This is a genomic window from Pseudomonas sp. AM14(2022) (assembly GCF_036346455.1).
GTDB classification, from domain to species: domain Bacteria; phylum Pseudomonadota; class Gammaproteobacteria; order Pseudomonadales; family Pseudomonadaceae; genus Aquipseudomonas; species Aquipseudomonas putida_A.
This window is the reverse complement of sequence record NZ_JAOTNY010000002.1, coordinates 460,439-482,852: the sequence shown is the minus strand read 5'-3', so window position 1 is coordinate 482,852 and position 22,414 is coordinate 460,439. Positions and strand designations below refer to the sequence as shown.

21 protein-coding genes are annotated in these 22,414 nt (G+C 61.4%); 9 read left to right on the top strand and 12 right to left on the bottom strand.

The window, feature by feature from the left end:
* Nucleotide 1: 1 nt before the first annotated feature.
* The 3 genes from V3W27_RS05730 to ribBA form a co-directional block, all read right to left on the bottom strand.
* Complete coding sequence (locus V3W27_RS05730) at nucleotides 2-916, bottom strand: ABC transporter permease (protein ID WP_330206262.1); 915 nt, start codon at nucleotides 914-916, stop codon at nucleotides 2-4.
* The gene (locus V3W27_RS05725; protein WP_330206146.1) at nucleotides 913-1,938 is read right to left on the bottom strand and encodes an ABC transporter substrate-binding protein; all 1,026 of its coding nucleotides are present in this window, start codon (nucleotides 1,936-1,938) and stop codon (nucleotides 913-915) included. Before V3W27_RS05725 ends, V3W27_RS05730 begins: the two co-directional genes overlap by 4 nt.
* 320 nt (nucleotides 1,939-2,258) lie before the next feature.
* On the bottom strand, nucleotides 2,259-3,368 hold the full coding sequence (gene ribBA, locus V3W27_RS05720) for a bifunctional 3,4-dihydroxy-2-butanone-4-phosphate synthase/GTP cyclohydrolase II (RefSeq protein WP_086790931.1): 1,110 nt from the start codon (nucleotides 3,366-3,368) through the stop codon (nucleotides 2,259-2,261).
* 69 nt (nucleotides 3,369-3,437) lie between these two features.
* On the opposite strand from ribBA, the gene V3W27_RS05715 reads away from it, so the two are divergent.
* Nucleotides 3,438-3,734: a DUF1330 domain-containing protein gene (locus V3W27_RS05715; protein ID WP_096797223.1), complete on the top strand. Its 297-nt coding sequence runs from the start codon at nucleotides 3,438-3,440 to the stop codon at nucleotides 3,732-3,734.
* A gap of 124 nt (nucleotides 3,735-3,858) precedes the next feature.
* Here the strand turns inward: V3W27_RS05715 and V3W27_RS05710 are convergent, their stop codons facing one another.
* The 7 genes from V3W27_RS05710 to V3W27_RS05675 all read right to left on the bottom strand — a co-directional run bounded on the left by V3W27_RS05710 (nucleotide 3,859) and on the right by V3W27_RS05675 (nucleotide 9,192).
* A complete protein-coding gene (locus V3W27_RS05710) occupies nucleotides 3,859-4,422 on the bottom strand; it encodes an NUDIX hydrolase (RefSeq protein ID WP_098964282.1) in 564 nt (187 codons plus the stop codon).
* Nucleotide 4,423: 1 nt separating this feature from the next.
* Nucleotides 4,424-5,176, bottom strand: coding sequence for a GntR family transcriptional regulator (locus V3W27_RS05705; RefSeq protein WP_330206145.1), 753 nt, complete (start codon nucleotides 5,174-5,176; stop codon nucleotides 4,424-4,426).
* 58 nt (nucleotides 5,177-5,234) lie between these two features.
* On the bottom strand, nucleotides 5,235-5,624 hold the full coding sequence (locus V3W27_RS05700) for a carboxymuconolactone decarboxylase family protein (RefSeq protein ID WP_330206144.1): 390 nt from the start codon (nucleotides 5,622-5,624) through the stop codon (nucleotides 5,235-5,237).
* Nucleotides 5,625-5,760: 136 nt separating this feature from the next.
* Nucleotides 5,761-6,246, bottom strand: a complete 486-nt coding sequence (locus V3W27_RS05690; RefSeq protein WP_115989588.1) for a flavin reductase family protein — start codon at nucleotides 6,244-6,246, stop codon at nucleotides 5,761-5,763.
* 12 nt (nucleotides 6,247-6,258) lie between these two features.
* A complete protein-coding gene (locus V3W27_RS05685) occupies nucleotides 6,259-7,740 on the bottom strand; it encodes an aldehyde dehydrogenase (RefSeq protein WP_330206143.1) in 1,482 nt (493 codons plus the stop codon).
* On the bottom strand, nucleotides 7,737-8,570 hold the full coding sequence (locus V3W27_RS05680; protein ID WP_330206142.1) for an alpha/beta fold hydrolase: 834 nt from the start codon (nucleotides 8,568-8,570) through the stop codon (nucleotides 7,737-7,739). Before V3W27_RS05680 ends, V3W27_RS05685 begins: the two co-directional genes overlap by 4 nt.
* A 31-nt stretch (nucleotides 8,571-8,601) precedes the next feature.
* A complete protein-coding gene (locus V3W27_RS05675; protein WP_007968626.1) occupies nucleotides 8,602-9,192 on the bottom strand; it encodes an amino acid synthesis family protein in 591 nt (196 codons plus the stop codon).
* A 460-nt stretch (nucleotides 9,193-9,652) separates the two neighbouring features.
* Here V3W27_RS05675 and V3W27_RS05670 point away from each other — a divergent pair, with 460 nt between their 5' ends.
* Together V3W27_RS05670 and V3W27_RS05665 are read left to right on the top strand one after the other, a co-directional pair.
* Complete coding sequence (locus V3W27_RS05670) at nucleotides 9,653-10,696, top strand: WD40/YVTN/BNR-like repeat-containing protein (protein WP_027613078.1); 1,044 nt, start codon at nucleotides 9,653-9,655, stop codon at nucleotides 10,694-10,696.
* Nucleotides 10,693-13,077, top strand: a complete 2,385-nt coding sequence (locus tag V3W27_RS05665) for an efflux RND transporter permease subunit (protein ID WP_330206141.1) — start codon at nucleotides 10,693-10,695, stop codon at nucleotides 13,075-13,077. Before V3W27_RS05670 ends, V3W27_RS05665 begins: the two co-directional genes overlap by 4 nt.
* A 181-nt stretch (nucleotides 13,078-13,258) precedes the next feature.
* Here the strand turns inward: V3W27_RS05665 and V3W27_RS05660 are convergent, their stop codons facing one another.
* Both V3W27_RS05660 and V3W27_RS05655 read right to left on the bottom strand, forming a co-directional pair.
* Complete coding sequence (locus V3W27_RS05660; protein WP_007917986.1) at nucleotides 13,259-13,978, bottom strand: FadR/GntR family transcriptional regulator; 720 nt, start codon at nucleotides 13,976-13,978, stop codon at nucleotides 13,259-13,261.
* A 223-nt stretch (nucleotides 13,979-14,201) separates the two neighbouring features.
* Nucleotides 14,202-15,938 carry an IlvD/Edd family dehydratase gene (locus V3W27_RS05655; protein ID WP_330206140.1) on the bottom strand — a complete coding sequence of 579 codons (1,737 nt, stop codon included), beginning with the start codon at nucleotides 15,936-15,938 and terminating at the stop codon, nucleotides 14,202-14,204.
* A gap of 194 nt (nucleotides 15,939-16,132) precedes the next feature.
* Between V3W27_RS05655 and V3W27_RS05650 the strand changes: the two genes are divergently transcribed.
* The 6 genes from V3W27_RS05650 (at nucleotide 16,133) to V3W27_RS05625 (ending at nucleotide 22,165) form a co-directional block, all read left to right on the top strand.
* Nucleotides 16,133-17,455 (top strand): MFS transporter, encoded by a 1,323-nt coding sequence (locus V3W27_RS05650; protein WP_330206139.1) that lies wholly within the window; start codon nucleotides 16,133-16,135, stop codon nucleotides 17,453-17,455.
* Nucleotides 17,456-17,601: 146 nt separating this feature from the next.
* Nucleotides 17,602-18,594 (top strand): AraD1 family protein, encoded by a 993-nt coding sequence (araD1, locus tag V3W27_RS05645; RefSeq protein WP_330206138.1) that lies wholly within the window; start codon nucleotides 17,602-17,604, stop codon nucleotides 18,592-18,594.
* Nucleotides 18,595-18,603: 9 nt separating this feature from the next.
* Nucleotides 18,604-20,184 carry an aldehyde dehydrogenase (NADP(+)) gene (locus V3W27_RS05640; RefSeq protein WP_330206137.1) on the top strand — a complete coding sequence of 527 codons (1,581 nt, stop codon included), beginning with the start codon at nucleotides 18,604-18,606 and terminating at the stop codon, nucleotides 20,182-20,184.
* A 169-nt stretch (nucleotides 20,185-20,353) separates the two neighbouring features.
* Nucleotides 20,354-20,656: a DUF5629 family protein gene (locus tag V3W27_RS05635; RefSeq protein WP_330206136.1), complete on the top strand. Its 303-nt coding sequence runs from the start codon at nucleotides 20,354-20,356 to the stop codon at nucleotides 20,654-20,656.
* Entirely contained in the window at nucleotides 20,653-21,828 is a 1,176-nt protein-coding gene (locus V3W27_RS05630) for a lactonase family protein (RefSeq protein ID WP_247269003.1), read from the top strand. Before V3W27_RS05635 ends, V3W27_RS05630 begins: the two co-directional genes overlap by 4 nt.
* Nucleotides 21,829-21,985: 157 nt before the next feature.
* Nucleotides 21,986-22,165 carry a hypothetical protein gene (locus tag V3W27_RS05625; protein ID WP_085703571.1) on the top strand — a complete coding sequence of 60 codons (180 nt, stop codon included), beginning with the start codon at nucleotides 21,986-21,988 and terminating at the stop codon, nucleotides 22,163-22,165.
* The last annotated feature ends 249 nt before the right edge of the window (nucleotides 22,166-22,414 follow it).

Below are 22,414 nucleotides of genomic sequence, written 5' to 3'. Positions count from 1 at the left end.
TTTACCTCGCGTTGCTGGCGCCAACCGGGGATTCCGGCTGAAGCTTCAGGTAGAAGTAGAACAGCACCAGCGTGATCGCGATCAGCAACGCAGCGCCGGCACTGGCCAGGCCCCAATTGAGGAACGATTGCACCTGCTGAATGATGAACTCCGGCAGCATCATGTTCTGCGCCCCGCCGAGCAGCGCCGGGGTGACGTAGTAACCGAGCGACATCACGAACACCATCAACCCGCCGGACGCCAGACCCGGCCGGCATAGCGGCAGGAACACCCGGAAGAAGTTGGTCCACGGGCTGGCGCCGCAGATCGAGCCGGCCTGCAGAATCATCGGGTCGATGGCCTGCATGGTCGCCTGCAATGGCAGGACGATGAACGGGATCATGATGTAGCTCATGCCGATCACCACGCCGGTGAGGTTGTGCACCATTTCCAGCGGCTGATCGATGATCCCCAGCGCCATCAGCGCCTTGTTGATCACGCCCGAGGCTTGCAGCAGCACCAGCCACGAATAGGTGCGGGCGAGCAGGCTGGTCCACATCGACAGCAGCACGATGTTGAGAATCCAGCGGCCCCAGCCGCGCGGCACCAGAGTGATCGCCCACGCCAGTGGAAAGCCCAGCAACAGGCTGAAAATCGTCACCAGCCCGGCCACCGAAAAGGTGTTGAGCAGCACCCGCGCATACGCCGAGTTGGCGAACAGTTGTTCATAGTTGCCAAGGCCCGGGGTCGGCTCGAGCACGCCGCGCAACAGCAGGCCAATCAACGGCGCGAGGAAGAATAAACCGAGGAACAATAGTGCCGGGGCGAGATTGCCAGCACCTTTCCAGCGTTGTCTGAGGGAGGGGGTCGAGCCGGCAGCGCCCTTGGCGCTCCCGGCCACCGTTGCAGGACGGGGCGCAGTGGCCGCCATTTTCATTTGACCAGCCATTCGTTCCACCGTGTCGCGATGGCTTGACCGTTCTTGGCCCAGTACGCGAAATCAAGAGTGATCTGATCCTTGGCGTAGGCCGTCGGCAGGTTCGGGGCCAGCACCGAGTCCAGGCGCGCCACGCTGTCGACGTTGACCGGGGCGTAGGCGGTCAGGTTGGAGAAGTCGGCCTGGCCTTTGGCACTGCTGGCGTTGGCCAGAAACTTCATCGCCGCGTCCTTGTTTTTCGAGCCTTTTGGAATCACCAGAATGTCGGCCATGACCAGGTTCTGTTTCCAGCTCACACCCACCGGCGCGCCGTCTTCTTGCAGGGCGTGAATCCGGCCGTTCCAGAACTGGCCCATGCTCGCTTCACCGGAGGCCAGCAGTTGCTGCGACTGCGCGCCGCCGCCCCACCAGACGATGTCTTTCTTGATGGTGTCGAGTTTTTTGAAGGCGCGATCAAGGTCCAGCGGGTAGAGCTTGTCGGCCGCTACGCCGTCGGCCAGCAGCGCCAGTTCGAGCACGCCGGGGCTTGGCCATTTGTACAGGGCGCGTTTGCCGGGGTAGGTCTTGGTGTCGAACAGCGCGGTCCAGTCTTGCGGCTTGGCGGCGCCGAGCTTGCCCTCGTTGTAGCCGAGGACGAAGGAGAAGAAGAACGAGCCGACGCCGTAATCGCTGACGAAACGCGGGTCGATCTTGTCGCGCTGGATGACTTTGAAATCGAGGGGTTCGAGCAGGCCCTCGGAAGCGGCACGCAGGGCAAAGTCGGCTTCGACATCGACCACGTCCCATTGCACGTTGCCGCTTTCGACCATGGCCTTGAGTTTGCCGTAGTCGGTCGGGCCGTCCTGCACCACGGTGATGCCGCTGGCCTTGCTGAACGGATCGGCCCAGGCCTGTTTCTGCGCATCCTGGGTGCTACCGCCCCAGCTGACGAAGTTCACGCTTTCGGCGGCCATTGCAGCCTGGCCGGTCACGCTCAGCAGTCCCGCAAAAAAGATCGCGGTTGCAGCTTTGTTCAACACCATTTTTACGCCCTCATTGTTGTGTTTTTGAGCGGGCTTGCGTTGTTGCCCGCCTGTCGGGAGCAGTAGCCGGACGGTTTTTCAGGTCGTCCGGTCTATGGAATATCATATTATGGTATTCCAAACTTTGTGCAAGCACTTTGCCTTACCGGTTATCTGGCGGATGGGCTTTTTTTGAGCTCGAGGGAATTAAATTGAAATGCAAAACCCTGTAGGAGTGAGCCTGCTCGCGAAAGCGGTGTGACGTTCTGCGATGATGTTGGCTGATCCACCGCTATCGCGAGCAGGCTCACTCCTACAGTTGGAATTGTGGTTGGCGTGGGTTATTCGCTGAAGGGGATGCTCTCGACCACTTCCAGGTCATACCCGGTCAACCCTGCATACTTCAGCGGCGGACCCAAGTGGCGCAGCTTGCCCACCCCCAGGTTCTGCAGAATCTGCGCCCCGGTACCCACCTCCGAATAAATCCGCGATTGCGAGCGGCTGAACTGCCGCGGCGGCTGGGTCAATTGCGGTACGCGCTCAAGCAATGCCTGGGACGATTCATGATTGGCCAACACCACCACAACGCCATGACCTTCCGCCGCGACCCGTTGCAACGCCGCCCACAGCGTCCAGTTGCTTGGCCCGCTGTACTCGGCGCCGACCAGATCACGCAGCGGATCAATCACATGCACACGCACCAGCGTCGGCTCTTCGCGGCGCAGATCGCCCATCACCATCGCCATGTGCACGCCACCCTCGATGCGGTCTTCGAAAGTGATCAGACGGAACGTGCCATGCACCGTCGGCAGCTCACGTTCGCCGATGCGTTCGATGGTGTGCTCGGTGCTCAGGCGATAATGAATCAGGTCAGCGATGGTGCCGATCTTGATTCCGTGCTTGCGCGCGAACACTTCCAGATCCGGGCGGCGGGCCATGGTGCCGTCATCGTTCATCACCTCGACGATCACCGAGGCTGGGGTGAAACCGGCGAGGCGGGCGAGGTCGCAGCCGGCTTCGGTGTGGCCGGCGCGGGTCAGCACGCCGCCTTCCTTGGCGCGCAGCGGGAAGATGTGCCCAGGCTGCACCAAGTCTTCGGCGCGGGCGTCTTTGGCCACAGCGGCCGCGACCGTGCGTGCGCGGTCAGCTGCAGAAATGCCAGTGGTGACCCCGACCGCCGCTTCAATCGACACGGTAAACGCGGTACTGAACACGCTGCCGTTGCTCGGCACCATTTGCTCAAGGCCCAGGCGCTGGCAGTGCTCGTCAGTCAGTGTCAGGCAAATCAGCCCGCGCGCCTCACGCGCCATGAAGCTGATCGCCTCGGGTGTGCAGCAGTCGGCGGCCAGCAGCAGGTCGCCTTCGTTTTCCCGATCTTCGTCATCGACCAGCAGGACCATTTTGCCGAGGCGATAATCTTCGAGGATTTCTTCGATGCTGTTGAAGGCCATGCTGGACTCTCAGGGTTGGTTGCAAATAATATTGGTATACCATAATACAAATTCAACAAAGAGGTCACTATGAAGGCGTACTGGATTGCCCACGTGGATGTCGACGATGCCGAGCACTACAGCCAATACACTCAGCGCGCACCGGCAGCCTTCGCCGCGTTCGGCGCGAAATTTCTGGCCCGGGGCGGACGCAGCGAAGCGCTGGAGGGCAGAGCTACTCCTCAGCGTAGCGTGGTGATCGAATTCGAGAGCTACGAGCAAGCGCTGGCGTGCTACCACTCGGCGGCGTATCAGGAGGCGAAACGTTATCGCGAGGAATGGGCGAGGGCGGAGATCGTCATCGTAGAAGGCATCGCCCCACTTTAAGCAACACCACAAATCCCCTGTGGGAGCGGGCTTGCTCGCGAAGGCGGTCAATCATTCAACATTTCTATCGACTGACACACCGCCTTCGCGAGCAAGCCCGCTCCCACAGGGGCGAAGGTGATCCTCAGCGGATAAAGTGGATCTTGCCGCTGTCATCATTGCCCATGTAGATCCCATACACCCCGGCCTGACGCTCCTCGATGTAACGCTCGAGAATCTGCCGGATCGCCGGGTAATAGATCTGCTCCCACGGAATGTCTTCAGGGGCAAAGAACTTGTAGTCGAGGGTCTCAGGGCCGAACTGCCCGGTGATCTCCAGCGCGATCGCGCGGAAGATGATGTACACCTCGCTGATCTTCGGCACGCTGAAAATCGAGTATGGCGAGACGATTTCCGCGCGCACGCCGCTTTCTTCCCAGACTTCGCGCAGCGCCGCCTGCTCGGTGGTCTCGCCGCTTTCCATGAAGCCGGCCGGCAGCGTCCAGGTGCCCGGGCGCGGGGGGATCGCCCGTTGGCACAAGAGATATTTGCCGTCCTGCTCGATGATGCAGCCGGCGATGATTTTCGGGTTCACATAGTGGATGTAGCCGCAGCCGCGGCACATCAGGCGCTCGTGCGTATCGCCCGGCGGTACCTGCTGACCGAGGTCAGGGCCACCGCATTTCGGGCAAAAGCTCGGGCTGAACATGTCAGTGACCTATGCGCGGTTCTTTCAGCGCGATGGGCAGGGTGATGTTCGGCGTGGCGCCGATCTCTTCCTGTTTGCGCTTGAGATAATCGAGGGCCACGGCGGCAGCGGCGCGTACGTGATCGACACAGGCCTGATGCGCCGCCAGCGGATCGCCGCTCTTGATCGCCTCGACCATTTTTTCCATCTCGTGGTTACTGGCGCCGCGCCGGTTTTCCTGGGACACCGAGGTCGCCCGCAGGTAGCTGATGCGCGCCTGCAACTGGCGCAACTGAGTGGCCGCAACGTGGTTGCCCGAGCCTTCGAGCAGCACGTCGTAGAAGCCCTGTACCGAGTCGATCACCTGTTGTAGCTCGCCGTCCTTGAGCGCCTTGCGGTTCTCGTCGAGGGCTTTTTCCAGGGCCTTGATGTCCTTGGCCTTGGCACGCAGGGTGAACAGCTGGACGATCAGACCCTCGAGCACGCAGCGCAGCTCGTAGATGTCGACCGCATCGGCGAGGGTGATGATCGCCACCCGTGGGCCTTTGGCATCGGCGAACTCGACCAGACCTTCAGACTCCAGGTGACGCAAGGCTTCGCGCACCGACGTGCGGCTGACACCGAGGCGATCGCACAGATCGCGTTCGACCAGACGATCACCGGGCATGAGCTGAAAATTCATGATCGCGCTACGCAGTTTATCCAGCACGATTTCGCGCAGGGTAACGGGGTTGCGATTGACCTTGAAGCTGTCGTCGAGTGGCTGGCGTTTCATGGGGTCCGCTCTTGAAGTTGGCTGTCCATGCCAGACGGGCATCTAAACAGCCGAGGGGTTAACTGGAGGCCTCGGCGTCGGCTTCGGCGAAGGCTTCACGGGCGAGCCGGAAACTGTCCACGGCTGCCGGGACGCCGCAATAAATACCGACCTGAAGCAGAATTTCGCGTATTTGCTCACGACTCAGGCCGTTACGCAAGGCGCCGCGCACATGCAGCTTGAGTTCGTGCGGGCGGTTGAGCGCCGAGATCATCGCCAGGTTGATCATGCTGCGCTCCTTGAGCGACAAACCCTCACGGCCCCAGACGTGGCCCCAGCAGTATTCGGTGACCATTTCCTGCAGCGGGCGGGTGAAGTCGTCGGCGTTGTCGATGGAGCGCTGCACGTAGGCTTCGCCCAGCACCTGGGTGCGGATTTTCAGACCTTTTTCGTACTTTTCGATGCTCATCATTCCTCCTGTCACCCTGTTTCCCCTGTGGGAGCGGGCTTGCTCGCGAATGCGTCGTGTCAGTCGACATCAATGTTGAATGATCCACCGCATTCGCGAGCAAGCCCGCTCCCACATTGGGATTTGGGTGTGTTAATCAGGCCAGGGTTGGCAACGGCCCAAGCTTGCCCTTGTGATAAATCATCGGCGTCACCGGTTGCTCGGGCAGGATCAGGTTCTTCACCGCGCCGACAATGATCGCGTGATCACCACCGTCGTATTCACGCCACAACTCGCACTCAATGATCGCCGTGGCCTTGGCGAGGATCGGGTTACCGAGTTCGCTCAAATGCCACTCGATGCCGTTAGCCTTGTCCTTGCCTTTACCAGCAAAGGCATAGGCTTCAGCGGTCTGGTCGGCGGACAGCAAATGGATCGCGAATTTCTTGCTGTCGCGCAGCACCGGGTAGGTGTCGGAAGCGTAGTTGGGGCAGAACAGCACCAGCGCCGGATCAATCGACAGCGCACTGAAGGCGCTGGCGGTGATGCCGACGATGGCGCCCTCCGGGTCGAGGGTGGTGACCACCGTGACTCCGGACGGAAACGAGCTCATGACGTCTTTGTAAATGCCGGGTTCGATCATGTCGCAGGACTCCTAGCGCATCACAAACGGATCAGGCATCGGAGCCTGAGAGAGATTGATCCACACCGTTTTCAGTTCGGTGTAGGCCAGCACCGAATCGATGCCGCTTTCGCGTCCATAGCCACTGTTCTTGAAACCGCCGATCGGCGCCATGGCCGAAACCGCGCGGTAGGTGTTGACCCAGATGATCCCCGAACGCACATCCCGCGCCAGACGATGGGCGCGACCGAGATCGCGGGTCCAGATGCCGGCGGCGAGGCCAAACTGCGAGTCGTTGGCGATTGCCAGCGCCTCGGCTTCGTCTTTGAAGCGAATCACCGAAGCCACCGGGCCGAAAACTTCTTCCTGCATGATCTTCATCGAGTTGCGGTCGCACTCGAACAGCGTCGGCTCGTAGAACCAGCCGTCACCGAGATTAGCCGGACGCTTGCCGCCGGTGCGCAACCGCGCGCCTTCAGCGATGGCATCGGCGACCAGACCTTCGACCACCGCCAATTGCTGCGCAGTAGCCATCGGGCCCATTTCGCTGCGGTCTTCCTGCGGATTGCCGATGCGGATGCGCTGGGCGCGTTCGACCAGGCGGTTGACGAACTCGTCGTAGATTTCGTCCTGCACCAGCAGGCGCGAACCGGACACGCAGCTCTGGCCCGAGGCGGCGTAGATCCCGGCGATGGCGCCGTTGATCGCGCTGTCCAGATCGGCGTCGGCGAAGATGATGTTCGGCGATTTGCCGCCGAGTTCCAGCGACAGTTTGGCGAAGTTTTCGGCGCTGCTGCGCACCACATGCCGGGCCGTGGCCGCGCCGCCGGTGAAGGCGATCTTGCGGATCAGCGGATGGCGGGTGAGGGCGGCGCCGGTGCTCGGGCCGTAACCGGTGACAACGTTGACCACGCCCGGCGGAATCCCGGCTTCGAGGGCCAGACGTGCCAGCTCAAGGATGGTCGCCGAGGCGTGTTCGGAAGGCTTGATCACGATGGTGTTGCCGGCGGCGAGGGCCGGGGCCAGTTTGATCGCGGTCAGGTACAGCGGGCTGTTCCACGGAATGATCGCGGCAACCACACCCATCGCTTCGTGCACGGTGTAGGCAAACAGGTCGGGCTTGTCCAGCGGCAACGTACCGCCTTCGAGCTTGTCAGCCAGGCCTGCGGTGTAGTGGAAGAACTCCGGCAGATAGCCGACCTGACCCCGGGTTTCGCGGATCAGCTTGCCGTTGTCGCGGCTTTCCAGCTGCGCCAGTTGTTCCTTGTTTTCTGCGATCAGGTCACCGAGACGGCGCAGCAGTTTGCCGCGTGCGGTGGCGGTGAGGCCGCGCCAGGCCGGGCTGTCGAAAGCCGTCTGCGCCGCTTGCACGGCGCGTTCGACGTCGGCTTCACCGGCGTCAGGCAGTTCGGCCCAAGCTTGCGCGCTGGCCGGGTTGAGGCTTTCGAAAGTCTTGCCGGAGAGGGCGTCGACCCATTCTCCGCCGATGCACATCTGGAAGCGTGCGAGTGTCATGCAACGATCCCCTTTATAGGGTTTTGTCGGGAGTGTGCGTAGTCGAGAAATTCCAGCAGCGTCTGGTTGACCAGGCGCGGCGACTCTACCGGCATCATATGCCGTTGCTCGGGCAGCACCGCAACCTTCGCGCCGGGGATGCGCCGGGCCAGTTGCTCGGCCATTTCCGGGGTGGAACCGGGGTCGAGTTCGCCGGTGGCGATCAGCGTCGGTGCCTGGATGCTGCCGAGGTCGTCGGCGCGGTACATGTCCTGCGTGGCGAACAATTCGTAGGTGGTCAGGTAACCCTGCGGGTCGTTGCCGGCCAGGGTCTGACGAATGGCTGCGATCTGCGCCGGGTTGGCCGCCTGATATTCACGGCTGAACCAGCGCGACAGCGCCGCTTCGGCATTGGCATCCGGCCCGTGTTCCGCAGCTTGTGCAGTGCGCGCGATGACCCCGGCGCGCTGTTCTTCACTGCGGTTGAACACGCTATTAAGCACAACCAGGCTTTGCAGGCGCTCCGGGTAGTGCAGGGCAAACGCCCGTGCCACCAGTCCGCCCATGGAGAAACCGATCACCGCAGCCTGAGGCAGATTCAGGTGATCGAGCAGCTCCAGCAACTGATCGGCATAACCGAGCAGGCCGGTGCCGCTGGCCGGGCGCGGGCTGGCGCCGTGGCCGAGCATGTCGTAGGCGATCACCTGGTATTGGGCAGACAGGCCAACGATCTGGCCGCCCCACATTTCTTTGTTCAGGCCCACGCCGTGGATCAAGACCACGGGCTGGCCTTGGCCGGTCGCCAGGTAACTGGTGCCAGCCGGGGTGAGTTCAGCGGTGAGCCGAATCATGGAGCGCTCCTGCAATGCCTTTTTATTGTGATTACTGGGCTTTTTCGGCGGCCAGTTCTTCCAGATCGATGTAGCGGTTGCCGATGCGCGGGTGCAGGCGGCCACCGTCGGCGCACCCGAGCACCACGACGATTTCGTCGGCACGCGGCGCGTCTTCGATCTGCATTTCCAGGGTGATGTAGTGCGAACGCAGACCTTCGTCGTCCTTGTGCATCATCGGGATCTGGATCGACGTGCCCGGGCCACCGCGCTTGTTGGTGAAGCTCAGGTAGCTCTTGGCCTTGACCGCCTCGCGGTAGTGGTTGCCGAAGCGCAGGGTGTGGATCACCGCCGAGGCGTGCTCGATTTCGCCGTCGGCGCCGACCACTGCCGCTTTGCCGTACGCCTCGATCTTCTCGGCGCCGCCGATGATGCCCACCAGACGCTCGACCATCATGGCGCCGAGGTCGGAGCAGTTGGCGCGGATCTGCGGTTTCAGATCCTCGACGAAGCCGTTGCCGACCCACGGGTTCTTCATCACCACGGCCAGCCCGACCATGGTCACCGGCTTGTCGGTGGCCTTGCCGCCTTCGATGAAGGTTTCTTCGACATAGCTGACGATCTTGCGAATTTCGAAACTCATGAGCTGCTCCGTAGGGGGATTGAGAGTGTCTGTGCGTCTGATGGTATACCATAATACCGATCGTGCAAGTCCCCCACGCAAGATTTGCCGGATCCATCCGGCGAATGGCGGTGTATTCACTGCCAGCCCCAATCTCACAAACACCATTACACCCTGTGGGAGGGGGCTTGCTCCCGAAAGCGGTGGATCAGTCGACATCTCGGGTGCCTGACACAGCGCCTTCGGGAGCAAGCCCCCTCCCACGATGGAAATCACCGCTGACAGGAGGGTCATCCGGTTAACAAAAGATAACGTGGCGCCGATTGTCAGACGTTTCCAAAGCCCGATAGGATGAGCCAGCTTCCCAAGGCGCTCTGGACTGCGGGTTTCACGGCTATGCTTGTGACCTGTCAGTCACCACGAGCACCCTTGCGGCGCCCTAAGGCCCAATGGCCTAACAATAATAAATAGGGGAAGGTCTATGAGTCGTTGCCGCCCGCCGGCGTTTCGCAACACCGCGTTGCTGGCCACAGCCCTCACACTGCTGGGCTGTGCTGCCTTGTCGGCACCCGTGCTGGCCGCCGAAGCGCCCGCCGACGGGGTGTATTCCACCGAATCGGCCAAAGCCGCCAAAAGCCTGATACTCGATGTAGTCCACGCCGGCACCCGGTTGGTGGCGGTGGGTGATCGCGGGCACATTCTCTATTCCGATGACCAGGGCAAGACCTGGACCCAGGCCAAGGTGCCGACCCGGCAACTGCTGACGGCGGTGTATTTCGTCGACGACAAGCACGGCTGGGCGGTCGGTCACGACGCGCAGATTCTCGCCAGCGAAGACGGCGGCCTGACCTGGAGCAAACAGTTCGAAGACCTCAAGCGCGAAGCACCGCTGCTCGACGTCTGGTTCCAGGACGTTAATCACGGTGTTGCGGTCGGTGCTTACGGTGCGCTGCTGGAAACCACCGACGGCGGCAAGAACTGGCAAGACGTCAGCGACCGCCTCGACAATCAGGATCAGTTCCACCTCAACGCCATCGCCGCCGTCAAGGACGCCGGGCTGTTCATCGTCGGCGAGCAGGGCAGCATGTTCCGCTCCCCGGACTGGGGCCAGACCTGGGAGAAAATCCAGGGCCCGTATCAAGGCTCGCTGTTCGGCGTGATCGGCACCGCGCAGGCGCAGACTCTGTTGGCCTACGGCCTGCGCGGCAACCTCTACCGCTCCAGCGATTTCGGCAGCACCTGGCAGCAGGTCGAACTCAAGGCCGCGCGCGGTGCGCTGGAGTTCGGTCTGTCCGGCGCGACCCTGCTCGCGGATGGCTCGATTGTGATCGTCGGCAACGGCGGCTCGGTGATCAGCAGCAGCGACAACGGCGAAACCTTCAGCGTGTTCAACCGCCCGGACCGCATCTCGCTGTCCTCGGTCACTGCGGCCGGCGACGGCAATCTGATTCTGACCGGGCAGGGCGGCGTGCACACCACGCAGCCAAACGGCGCCGAAATCAATAATAAGAAGGCGGGGCTATGACTTCCTTGATCACTCCTCAGCAGGACAAAGCGACGCTCCTCGAGCGTCTGATTTTCAACAACCGCCCGGCCGTGATCCTGATCTGTCTGGTGGTCAGCGTCTTCCTGTTCTGGCAGGCCACGCTGATCCGGCCGTCCACCAGTTTCGAAAAAATGATCCCGCTCAAGCATCCGTTCATCGAGAAGATGATGGAGCACCGCAACGACCTGGCGAACCTGGGCAACACCGTGCGTATTTCGGTGGAAGCCAAGGACGGCGACATCTTCTCCCGGGAGTACATGGAGACCCTGCGGCAGATCAACGACGAGGTGTTCTACATCTCCGGCGTCGACCGCTCCGGTCTCAAGTCGCTGTGGAGCCCGAGCGTACGCTGGACTGAAGTGACCGAAGAGGGTTTCGCCGGCGGTGAAGTGATTCCGCAGAGCTACGATGGCTCGCCGGACAGCCTCGACATGCTGCGCAACAACGTCCTCAAATCCGGGCAGGTTGGGCGGCTGGTGTCCAATGACTTCAAGTCGAGCATCGTCGACATCCCGCTGCTGGAGTCCTACCCGGACCCGCAGGACCAAGGCAAGTTGCTGGCGCTGGACTACCGCCAGTTCTCCCATGAACTCGAAGACAAGATCCGCAACAAGTTCGAAGCACAGAACCCCAACGTCAAGATCCACATCGTCGGCTTCGCCAAGAAGGTCGGTGACCTGATCGACGGGCTGGTGATGGTGGTGATGTTCTTCGGCATCGCTTTCGTCATCACCTTGATCCTGCTGCTGTGGTTCACCAACTGCCTGCGCAGTACCGTGGCGGTGTTGAGCACCACACTGGTGGCGGTGGTCTGGCAGCTCGGGCTGATGCACTTCTTCGGTTTCGGGCTGGATCCGTACTCGATGCTGGTGCCGTTCCTGATCTTCGCCATCGGCATTTCCCACGGTGTGCAGAAGATCAACGGGATCGCCCTGCAATCGAGTGAGGCGGACAACGCCCTGACTGCGGCGCGGCGCACCTTCCGGCAACTGTTCCTGCCGGGGATGATCGCGATTCTCGCCGACGCCGTGGGCTTCATCACCCTGCTGATCATCGACATCGGCGTGATCCGCGAACTCGCAATTGGCGCCTCCATCGGCGTGGCGGTGATCGTGTTCACCAACCTGATCCTGCTGCCGGTAGCGATTTCCTATGTCGGCATCAGCAAGCGCGCCATCGCCAAGAGCAAGAAGGACGCGAATCGCGAACATCCGTTCTGGCGCTTCCTGTCGAACTTCGCCAGCCCGAAAGTCGCACCGATCTCCATCGCTCTGGCGCTGATCGCTTTCGGCGGCGGCCTCTGGTACAGCCAGAACCTGAAAATCGGCGACCTCGACCAGGGCGCGCCGGAACTGCGTCCGGACTCGCGCTACAACAAGGACAACAACTTCATCATCAACAACTATTCCACCAGTTCCGACGTGCTGGTGGTGATGGTCAAGACCGCCACCGAAGGTTGCTCGCGCTACGAAGCGATGGCACCGATCGACGAGCTGATGTGGAAGATGCAGAACACCGAGGGCGTGCAGTCGGCGATCTCGCTGGTGACCGTGTCCAAGCAGATGATCAAGGGCATGAACGAGGGCAACCTGAAATGGGAAACCCTGTCGCGCAACCCGGACGTGCTGAACAACTCGATCGCCCGCGCCGACGGCCTGTACAACAACAGCTGTTCGCTGGCGCCGGTGTTGATCTTCCTCAATGACCACAAGGCTGAAACCCTCGACCGTGCGGTACACGCGGTGCAGGAATTCGCCAAGGCCAACAACAAGGACGGTCTTGAATTCATCCTCGCCGCCGGTAACGCCGGGATCGAAGCGGCCACCAATGAAGTGATCAAACAGGCCGAGCTGACCATCCTGATCCTGGTGTACATCTGCGTCGCGGTGATGTGCATGATCACCTTCCGTTCATGGGCGGCGACGCTGTGCATCGTCCTGCCGCTGGTGCTGACCTCGGTGCTGGGCAACGCGCTGATGGCGTTCATGGGCATCGGCGTCAAGGTTGCGACCCTGCCGGTGGTGGCGCTGGGCGTGGGGATCGGCGTGGACTACGGCATCTACATCTACAGCCGACTGGAAAGTTTCCTGCGCGCCGGGCTGCCGTTGCAGGAAGCCTATTACCAGACCCTGAAATCCACCGGTAAAGCGGTGCTGTTCACCGGTCTGTGCCTTGCAATTGGGGTGTGCACCTGGATCTTCTCGGCGATCAAGTTCCAGGCCGACATGGGCCTGATGCTGACCTTCATGTTGCTGTGGAACATGTTCGGTGCGCTGTGGCTGCTGCCGGCGCTGGCGAAGTTCCTGATCAAACCGGAGAAGCTGGCGGGGCAGAAGGGCAATTCGCTGTTTGCTCACTGATCCGGATGCCTGAAACGACGAAGCCGCAACCTTGGGGTTGCGGCTTTTTCATGCCTTGAACTTCACGCTGAACCCCTGTGGGAGCGGGCTTGCTCGCGAATGCAGTGTGTCAGATAAGTTTGTGCCGACTGACACACCGCATTCGCGAGCAAGCCCGCTCCCACAGGGGATTTGTGGTGTGTCAGGAGAGCTCGGTGCCTAGCACGACGCTAAGCGCACTGCGCGCATCATCCAGCTGCACCAGCGTTGCATGCCTTGCACCCAGCGCATCACGGTTCTCGATCGCCGTTAGAATCGCTTTGTGCCTCGGCAACGCCAGTTCATGCAGATTCGGCCGTTGATTCGAATGCTTCAACGCCTCGGCAATCGCCACCGAAAGCATGTTGCACAGGTTCGCCAGCAGATCGTTATGGGTCGCGTCGGCGATGCGGCTGTGGAAGTCCAGGTCCGGTTGCAGCAAGGCTTCCGGTGTCGGCGCTGCTTCCATGCGTTGATAGGCCTCGCCGATGGCGGCGATGTCGGCCTCTGTAGCGTGCTGGGCGGCGAGGGCGGCAGCGGCCGGTTCGATGATGCTGCGCACACTGGTCAGCACATTGAAGAATTCATTCTGCGGGCTGCTTTGCATCAGCCAGTGCAGCACGTCCGGGTCGAGCATGTGCCACTCGCGACGGGCCTTGACCACCGTGCCGACCCGCGGTTTTGAATACACCAGCCCCTTGGCCACCAGCACCCGCGTGGCTTCGCGCAACACCGGACGGCTGACCGCGTATTCCTCGCACAACAGCGCTTCGGCGGGCAGTTTGTCGTCGGGCAAAAAACGTCCGGAGACGATCTGCATGCCCAGTTCCTGGACAATGCGCGAGTGCATGCTTTTACGGTCGGAAGGTTTGCGGTAATCCATGGGGAACGGCGCGATCCTGAGCGATGGAGATGCCGCGCATCATAGCAGGCACGGCACTGTATTGAGGCAGACACAGTAGCCAAATGTGGGAGCGGGCTTGCTCGCGAAAGCGGAGTGTCAGCCAAAAATATGGCACTGACACTCCCTCTTCGCGAGCAAGCCCGCTCCCACAGTGGGAATGCATTCCAAGGTAGGAGCTGCCGCAGGCTGCGATCTTTTGCTGTTAATGGGAGTGGCGCGGGACTTCCGCCCCTCGGCAACCCACCAGGAAGTCGAAATCACAACCCTGATCCGCCTGCAGCACATGGTCGATGTACAGCTGACGATAGCCACCCACCAACAACTGCTGCGGCGGCTGCAGATCCGCCATGCGCGCTGCCAGTTCGGCATCCGGAATGCCCAAATGCAAACGCCCGCTGGCGCAATCCAGCTCGATCCAGTCGCCTTCCTGCACCACCGCCAACGGCCCGCCGGCTGCCGCTTCCGGGGCGACGTGCAACACCACCGTGCCGTACGCGGTGCCGCTCATTCGCGCATCAGAAATGCGCACCATATCGGTCACACCCTGCGCCAGCAGCTTGGCCGGCAAGCCCATGTTGCCGACCTCGGCCATGCCCGGATAACCCTTCGGCCCGCAGTTTTTCATCACCAAAATCGAATCTTTATCGACATCCAGTTCCGGATCATTGATCCGCGCCTTGTACATGTCGAAGTTCTCGAACACCACCGCACGACCGCGATGTTGCATCAGCTCAGGTGTGGCGGCGGACGGCTTGAGCACCGCACCGAGCGGCGCCAAATTGCCGCGCAGCACGCAGATGCCACCGTCAGCGCGGATTGGATTGTCGAGGGTGCGGATCACTTCGTCCTCGCCGTAGATCGGCGCGTCTTTGGTGTTCTCGCCCAGCGATTTACCGTTGACGGTCAGCGCATTGGGATTGGGGATCAGATTGGCTTCGCCGAGACGCCGCAGCACCGCCGGCAAGCCACCGGCGTAGTAAAACTCTTCCATCAGGAAACGCCCGGACGGTTGCAGGTCGACAATGGTCGGCATGCCGCGCCCGATACGCGTCCAGTCGTCCAGATCCAGCTCGACACCGATGCGACCGGCGATGGCTTTCAAGTGGATCACCGCGTTGGTCGAACCGCCAATAGCCGCGTTGACCCGAATGGCGTTTTCAAACGCTTCCTTGGTCAGGATCTTCGACAGGCGCAAGTCTTCGCGCACCATCTCCACCGCGCGCATGCCGGACATGTGCGCCAGCACATAACGCCGCGCATCCACCGCCGGAATCGCTGCGTTGTGCGGCAGGGACGTGCCCAGTGCTTCGGCCATGCAGGCCATGGTCGACGCGGTGCCCATGGTGTTGCAGGTGCCCGCCGAGCGTGACATGCCGCCCTCGGCCGCGAGGAAGTCGTCAATGGTGATAGTGCCGGCCTTGACCTGCTCGCTGAGCTGCCAGACCACCGTGCCGGAGCCGATGTCCTTGCCCTTGTGCTTGCCGTTGAGCATCGGCCCGCCGGTGACGACGATCGCCGGCACGTCGCAACTGGCCGCGCCCATCAGCAGCGCCGGGGTGGTCTTGTCGCAGCCAGTCAGCAGCACCACGCCGTCAATCGGATTGCCGCGAATCGCCTCTTCAACGTCCATGCTCGCCAGGTTGCGGGTGAGCATGGCGGTCGGGCGCAGGTTTGACTCGCCATTGGAGAACACCGGGAATTCCACCGGAAAGCCGCCAGCCTCGATCACCCCGCGTTTGACGTGCTCCGCAATCTGGCGGAAATGTGCGTTGCACGGGGTCAGTTCCGACCAGGTGTTGCAGATGCCGATGATCGGCTTGCCGTGAAACTGGTGGTCGGCGATGCCCTGATTCTTCATCCAGCTGCGGTACATGAAGCCGTTCTTGTCGGCAGTGCCAAACCATTGGGCCGAGCGCAGGGTGGGTTTCTTCTCAGACATGATCGGTTCTCTTATTGTAAGACTATTGTTTGCGAGTCACGGCTAAACATAAGCGCAAAATCGCCGCTTTGGAAGTGTTGTTGGCTAATTAGTATTACTATATAGTCGTTTTCGACGGAGGGATTGGCCCTGGCGGTTTTCCGCGAGAGGCGTCCCCCGAGGTTCTATAAAAACAACAATCGGAGACCGATCCCATGAGCCAGGAACTGCGGCTTGTCCGGCGCATCACGCTGAAACTGATTCCCTTCCTGATCCTGCTGTACCTGATCGCCTATGTGGATCGCTCCGCCGTCGGCTTCGCCAAGCTGCACATGGGCGCCGACATCGGCATCGGTGACGCGGCCTATGGCCTCGGTGCCGGGCTGTTTTTCATCGGTTACTTTCTTCTCGAAATCCCCAGCAACCTCATGCTCGAACGCTTCGGTGCGCGGCGCTGGTTTGCGCGGATCATGATCACCTGGGGCGCAATCACCATCGGCATGGCGTTCGTCCAGGGGCCGCACAGTTTCTACGTGATACGCTTTCTGCTCGGCGCGGCGGAGGCGGGGTTCTTCCCCGGCGTTCTCTACTACATCACCCAATGGTTCCCGGTGCGCCATCGCGGCAAGATCCTCGGCCTGTTCATCCTCTCCCAGCCGATCGCGATGATGATCACCGGCCCGGTGTCCGGCGGCTTGCTGGGCATGGACGGCATCCTCGGGCTGCACGGCTGGCAGTGGCTGTTCATCGTCATCGGCACCCCGGCGATCCTCCTGACCTGGCCGGTATTGCGCTGGCTGCCCGATGGCCCGCAGAACGTGAAGTGGATGGATCAGGCCGAGAAAGACTGGCTGACCGGCGAACTGAAAAAGGATTTGCAGGAATACGGCCAGACCCGTCACGGCAACCCGCTGCATGCACTCAAGGACAAACGCGTGCTGCTGCTGGCGCTGTTTTACCTGCCGGTGACCCTGAGTATTTATGGCCTCGGCCTGTGGCTGCCGACGCTGATCAAACAGTTCGGCGGCAGCGATCTGGTGACCGGTTTCGTCTCGGCGGTGCCGTACATCTTCGGCATCGTCGGCCTGCTGATCGTGCCGCGCAGCTCCGACCGCATGAATGATCGCTACGGCCATCTGGCGGTGCTCTATGTACTGGGTGCGCTGGGCCTGTTCTTCAGCGCGTGGCTGACCCTGCCGGTGGCGCAACTGGCGGCGCTGTGCCTGGTGGCGTTCGCGCTGTTTTCCTGCACCGCGGTGTTCTGGACCTTGCCGGGACGATTCTTTGCCGGTGCGAGTGCGGCGGCGGGGATCGCGCTGATCAACTCGGTGGGCAACCTCGGTGGCTACATCGGGCCGTTCGTGATCGGGGCGTTGAAGGAGTACACCGGGAATCTGGCTTCGGGGCTGTATTTCCTCAGCGGGGTGATGGTGTTCGGTTTGATTCTTACCGGAATCGTCTACCGCGTGCTTGAGCGCAAACACGTGCTGCCGGTCGAGCAGTTCGCCGCCAGTGCGCGCGGTGCCACCCGTACCTGACTGGCTGGTACCGACCCTTGTAGGAGTGAGCCTGCTCGCGATGAGGCCGGCACATTCAATATTTATGGTGATTGACACACCGCAATCGCGAGCAGGCTCACTCCTACAGGGGGCTGCGGTGTTCCCACTAAAACAGGAGAGGACATATGCATCTGGTTCAATTCGAATTGATTAACGGCGAGCGCCGCGTCGGCGTGGTCGACAACGGGCTGATCCGCGAAGTGCAGGACGCCCGCAGCGTTCGCGATCTCGCGCTGGCCGCGATTGAGGCCGGCGGCACTCTGGAGCAGCAAGTACAAACCCACGGCCTGGGCATCAGTCATGACTATGTGCAGTTGCTCAAAGACCGGCGCATCCTGCCACCGCTGGATCACCCGGACCCGGCGCACCTGCTGGTCAGCGGTACCGGCCTGACGCATCTGGGCAGCGCCTCGGCGCGGGACAAGATGCATCAGCAGGCCGGTGACGAAGCGCAAATGACCGACACCATGCGCATCTTCAAATGGGGCGTGGAGGGCGGCAAACCGGCGGCGGGGCAGGCGGGCGTGCAGCCGGAATGGTTCTACAAGGGCGACGGCAGCATCGTCGTGCGTCCGGGCGAGGCGTTCCCGTTGCCACCGTTTGCCGAGGATGCCGGCGAGGAACCGGAAATGGCCGGGCTCTACGTCATCGGCCACGACGGCAAACCGTATCGCCTCGGTTTCGCGGTGGGCAACGAGTTCTCCGACCACGTCATGGAGCGCAAGAATTACCTGTACCTGGCCCACTCGAAACTGCGCAGTTGCAGCTACGGCCCGGAACTGCGCACCGGTGAATTGCCGCAGCATCTGGCTGGCACCAGCCGCATCCTGCGTAACGGCGAAGTGCTGTGGCAGAACGAATTCCTCAGCGGCGAAGCCAACATGTGTCACAGCCTCGCCAACCTCGAATACCACCATTTCAAATACCGCCAGTTCCTGCGTCCCGGCGACGTGCACATCCACTTTTTCGGCACCGCGACCCTGTCGTTCGCCGATGGCATCCGCACCCAACCGGGCGATCGGTTTGAAATCAGCCAGGCCGAATTCGGCGCCCCGCTGGTCAACGGTATCGCCCCGGCAGCAGCGGCTTTTCAACCGGACAGCATCGGCACCCTTTAAGGAGCTCCCATGACTCAGATTCTCGGTCACAACTACATTGGCGGACAGCGCAGCGCAGCGGGCAATGTGAAACTGCAAAGCGTCGACGCGACCGCCGGCGAACAGCTGCCGTACGATTTCATTCAAGCGACTGAAGCCGAAGTCGATGCCGCCGCCAAAGCCGCCGCAGCAGCGTACCCGGCCTATCGCAGCCTCAGCGCCGAACGTCGCGCGCAATTTCTCGACGCGATTGCCGATGAACTGGATGCCTTGGGTGATGATTTCGTCGCGCTGGTCTGCCGCGAAACCGCGCTGCCGGCGGGGCGGATTCAGGGCGAGCGCGGGCGTACCAGCGGGCAGATGCGCCTGTTCGCCAAAGTCCTGCGGCGCGGTGATTTCTACGGCGCGCGAATCGATTTGCCATTGCCGGATCGTCAGCCATTGCCGCGTCCAGATCTGCGCCAATACCGCATTGGCCTCGGCCCTGTCGCAGTGTTCGGTGCGAGCAACTTCCCGCTGGCGTTCTCGACGGCCGGTGGCGACACCGCTGCGGCGCTGGCCGCCGGCTGCCCGGTGGTGTTCAAGGCCCACAGCGGCCACATGGCAACCGCTGAACTTGTTGCCGACGCACTGATTCGTGCCGCCGAAAAAACGGCGATGCCGGCCGGTGTATTCAACATGATCTACGGCGGTGGCGTCGGTGAATGGCTGGTCAAACATCCGGCGATTCAGGCCGTCGGCTTCACCGGTTCGCTCAAGGGCGGTCGGGCACTCTACGACATGGCAGCGGCGCGGCCGCAACCGATCCCGGTGTTCGCCGAGATGTCGAGCATCAACCCGGTGATCGTTCTGCCTCAAGCCTTGGCTGAGCGCTCGGAAACCATTGCCCGCGACCTGACCGCTTCAGTGGTGCAGGGCTGCGGCCAGTTCTGCACCAATCCGGGTTTGGTCATTGGTATTCGCTCGCCGCAGTTCAGCGCCTTCGTCCAGCAAGTCGCCGGGCTGATTGGCGACCAACCGGCGCAGACCATGCTCAACGCCGGCACCCTCGGCAGCTATGGCAAAGGTCTGCAAAAGTTGCTGGCGCATTCCGGCATCGAGCATCTGGCGGGTAATCCGCAGCAGGGCAGTCAGGCGCAGCCGCAACTGTTCAAGGCAGACGTCAGCCTGTTGATCAACGGCGATGAAGTGCTGCAGGAAGAAGTATTTGGCCCGACCACAGTCATCGTCGAAGTGGCGGACAAGGCCGAGCTGAGCGCGGCGTTGCATGGGCTGCACGGCCAGCTGACGGCAACGATGATCGGCGAACTGGACGACTTCGAACGCTTCCCGGAACTGACACCGCTGCTCGAACAGAAAGTCGGACGGATCCTGCTCAATGGCTATCCGACGGGTGTGGAAGTGTGTGATTCGATGGTGCATGGCGGGCCGTATCCGGCGACATCGGATGCGCGCGGAACGTCGGTGGGGACGCTGGCGATTGATCGCTTCCTGCGCCCGGTGTGCTTCCAGAACTACCCCGACAGCTTGTTGCCGGAACCGCTGAAGAATGGCAATCCGTTGCGCATTCAGCGGCTGGTGGATGGCAAGCCGTCACGCGACGCCTTCTAACCCACACCGCAAATCCCCTGTAGGAGTGAGCCTGCTCGCGATAGCGGTTTCACATTCGACATCTTGGTTGGATGACACACCGCCATCGCGAGCAGGCTCACTCCTACAAGGGCCGGGCACGACAATGAGCTATCATTGGCCCTTTCCCCCCTAAGAAAGACTGTTTGCCATGACTGCCCAAACCCTTCTCAACGCCCTCGAACACTGCGGCATGGTCGAAATCGACGGCCTGCACGCCTTCGAATTCGCCCTCGACGAAGACGACAACCTGCACATCGAATGCATCGACGGCCGAGAGGCCAAGCATTGGGAATTCACGCCGGCTCAGGTTGAAGCAGCAACGTTTGATGAAGACCTGCAGAGCTGGCTCATCAATGGCTACGCCAGCGATACCAAAACCATCGGCGAGCACCGTCTGGTCTGCCTCGGTGATGTAGTCAGCAGCAGCGATGACGAGGAAGATGATCAATGAACATGCGTAAATTCTGGCCACTGCTGATGGCCGGCAGTGTCGGTGCGATGGGCCTTTCCAGTGCCAGCGCCGAGACCTATCAATTGCTGGTGGGCTCCTACACCGCAGGCACCAGCCAAGGCATCTATCGAATGAATTTCGATAGCGCCACCGGACAGATCGCTGCCAAGCCGCTGCAAGTGGTGAAGAGCGAAAACCCGTCGTGGCTGACCCTGTCCAAAGACCAGAAGCAACTGTTCGTGGTCAATGAAAACGGCCCCGGCCAGAAAGACCCGGTCGGCCGTGTCAGCAGCTACTCGATCGATCCCAAGACCCACGCCCTGACCCTGATCAATCAAGTGCAGAGCCTGGGCAACGAGCCGACCCATTCGAGCCTCAGCGGCGATGCCAGCCATCTGTTCGTCAGCAACTATTCGGTGGTCGAAGATCCGGGTGGCACCCTCGCGGTGTTGCCGGTCGGCGCCGATGGCAAACTCAAACCGGTGGTGCAGATGAGTGCGCACCCGGCGAGCCGGGTCAATCCCGAGCGTCAGGCCTCGAACCACGTGCACTCGACGGTGTCCTCGCCGGATGGTCGCTACGTGTTCTCCAACGACCTCGGTGCGGACAAGGTCTTCATCTACCAGTTCGACCCGAAGGCCAACCCGGACCTGCCGCTGACCCCGGCGAAAACCGCTTCGGTGAGCCTGCCGGCCGGCAGTGGCCCGCGTCATCTGCTATTCAGTGCCGACGGCAAGCATGCCTGGCTGACCATGGAAATGAGCGCGCAGGTCGCGGTGTTCGACTACCACGACGGCGTGCTGACCCAGACGCAAATGGTCGATCTGGCCGCCGGTCAGCCGACCTCGGACAAAGCCGCCGCCGCGCTGCATGCCTCGGCCGATGGCAAGTTCCTCTACGTCAGCAACCGTGGCACCGCCAATCAACTGCTGGTGTTCAGCATCGATCCGGCGAACGGACAGCTCAAAGAGCTGCAAAAACGCTCAGTTGAAGGCGATCACCCGCGTGAGTTCAGCCTCGATCCGAGTGGCAAGTTCCTGCTGATCGCCAACCAGAAGAGCAACGAAATTGTCGTCGTCGAGCGCGATGCCAAGACCGGTCTGCTCGGCAAAACCGTGCAAAAACTGCCGATGGACGCCCCCAGCGACCTGAAGTTTCTAGTGCGACAATAAGCCACAGGCCCCGGTTTGCGGGGCCTGTCTCGTTGTATTAATCGCGCTGATATCCGGTAATGCTACAAAGCATTTCAAGCGATCAACCCTCGAGCGTTAAGTTTGCTTCACGGCCCAACCGGGCAAAGCAAGCCAACCGAACACGAGGGTTACCGCCATGAATTTCAATCTCTTCTCTGTCATCGCCGCTTCCGCCATCTCCGCCACCGTTGCATTGCCAGCCAGTGCCAACGTTGAAATCAGCAGCAAAAAATCCCACACCCAGAGCTACACCCAGAAATACCTGCAACAGAGCGCCAACTTCTACGCCGCGCTGGATCACAAAGCCCAACACTGAAATGCCCGCTTCGAACAACTCCCTGTAGGAGCTGCCGAAGGCTGCGATCTTTTGATCTTGTTTTTAAAAAGCAAAATCAACAGATCGCAGCCTTCGGCAGCTCCTACACGTGTGCGTGTGTTTTTCGCAGCCTGATAGGTTTCTTGAACCGCGCAAATAGACCGGCCAAATAATCAACCAAGCTGATGTTTACTATGGCAAACCCTGAGTGGTTACCGAGGCTTTTTTGATCGATCCTGACGGCACTGA

Coding starts and splice junctions, on each gene's coding strand:
- V3W27_RS05625 (WP_085703571.1), top strand. CDS start 21,986: ATGAATTTCAATCTCTTCTCTGTCATCGCCGCTTCCGCCATCTCCGCC.
- V3W27_RS05730 (WP_330206262.1), bottom strand. CDS start 916: ATGAAAATGGCGGCCACTGCGCCCCGTCCTGCAACGGTGGCCGGGAGC.
- V3W27_RS05680 (WP_330206142.1), bottom strand. CDS start 8,570: ATGATTCGGCTCACCGCTGAACTCACCCCGGCTGGCACCAGTTACCTG.
- V3W27_RS05630 (WP_247269003.1), top strand. CDS start 20,653: ATGAACATGCGTAAATTCTGGCCACTGCTGATGGCCGGCAGTGTCGGT.
- V3W27_RS05710 (WP_098964282.1), bottom strand. CDS start 4,422: ATGTTCAGCCCGAGCTTTTGCCCGAAATGCGGTGGCCCTGACCTCGGT.
- V3W27_RS05705 (WP_330206145.1), bottom strand. CDS start 5,176: ATGAAACGCCAGCCACTCGACGACAGCTTCAAGGTCAATCGCAACCCC.
- V3W27_RS05660 (WP_007917986.1), bottom strand. CDS start 13,978: ATGGATTACCGCAAACCTTCCGACCGTAAAAGCATGCACTCGCGCATT.
- V3W27_RS05725 (WP_330206146.1), bottom strand. CDS start 1,938: ATGGTGTTGAACAAAGCTGCAACCGCGATCTTTTTTGCGGGACTGCTG.
- V3W27_RS05635 (WP_330206136.1), top strand. CDS start 20,354: ATGACTGCCCAAACCCTTCTCAACGCCCTCGAACACTGCGGCATGGTC.
- V3W27_RS05655 (WP_330206140.1), bottom strand. CDS start 15,938: ATGTCTGAGAAGAAACCCACCCTGCGCTCGGCCCAATGGTTTGGCACT.
- V3W27_RS05640 (WP_330206137.1), top strand. CDS start 18,604: ATGACTCAGATTCTCGGTCACAACTACATTGGCGGACAGCGCAGCGCA.
- araD1 (WP_330206138.1), top strand. CDS start 17,602: ATGCATCTGGTTCAATTCGAATTGATTAACGGCGAGCGCCGCGTCGGC.
- V3W27_RS05670 (WP_027613078.1), top strand. CDS start 9,653: ATGAGTCGTTGCCGCCCGCCGGCGTTTCGCAACACCGCGTTGCTGGCC.
- V3W27_RS05665 (WP_330206141.1), top strand. CDS start 10,693: ATGACTTCCTTGATCACTCCTCAGCAGGACAAAGCGACGCTCCTCGAG.
- V3W27_RS05685 (WP_330206143.1), bottom strand. CDS start 7,740: ATGACACTCGCACGCTTCCAGATGTGCATCGGCGGAGAATGGGTCGAC.
- V3W27_RS05650 (WP_330206139.1), top strand. CDS start 16,133: ATGAGCCAGGAACTGCGGCTTGTCCGGCGCATCACGCTGAAACTGATT.
- V3W27_RS05675 (WP_007968626.1), bottom strand. CDS start 9,192: ATGAGTTTCGAAATTCGCAAGATCGTCAGCTATGTCGAAGAAACCTTC.
- V3W27_RS05690 (WP_115989588.1), bottom strand. CDS start 6,246: ATGATCGAACCCGGCATTTACAAAGACGTCATGAGCTCGTTTCCGTCC.
- V3W27_RS05700 (WP_330206144.1), bottom strand. CDS start 5,624: ATGAGCATCGAAAAGTACGAAAAAGGTCTGAAAATCCGCACCCAGGTG.
- ribBA (WP_086790931.1), bottom strand. CDS start 3,368: ATGGCCTTCAACAGCATCGAAGAAATCCTCGAAGATTATCGCCTCGGC.
- V3W27_RS05715 (WP_096797223.1), top strand. CDS start 3,438: ATGAAGGCGTACTGGATTGCCCACGTGGATGTCGACGATGCCGAGCAC.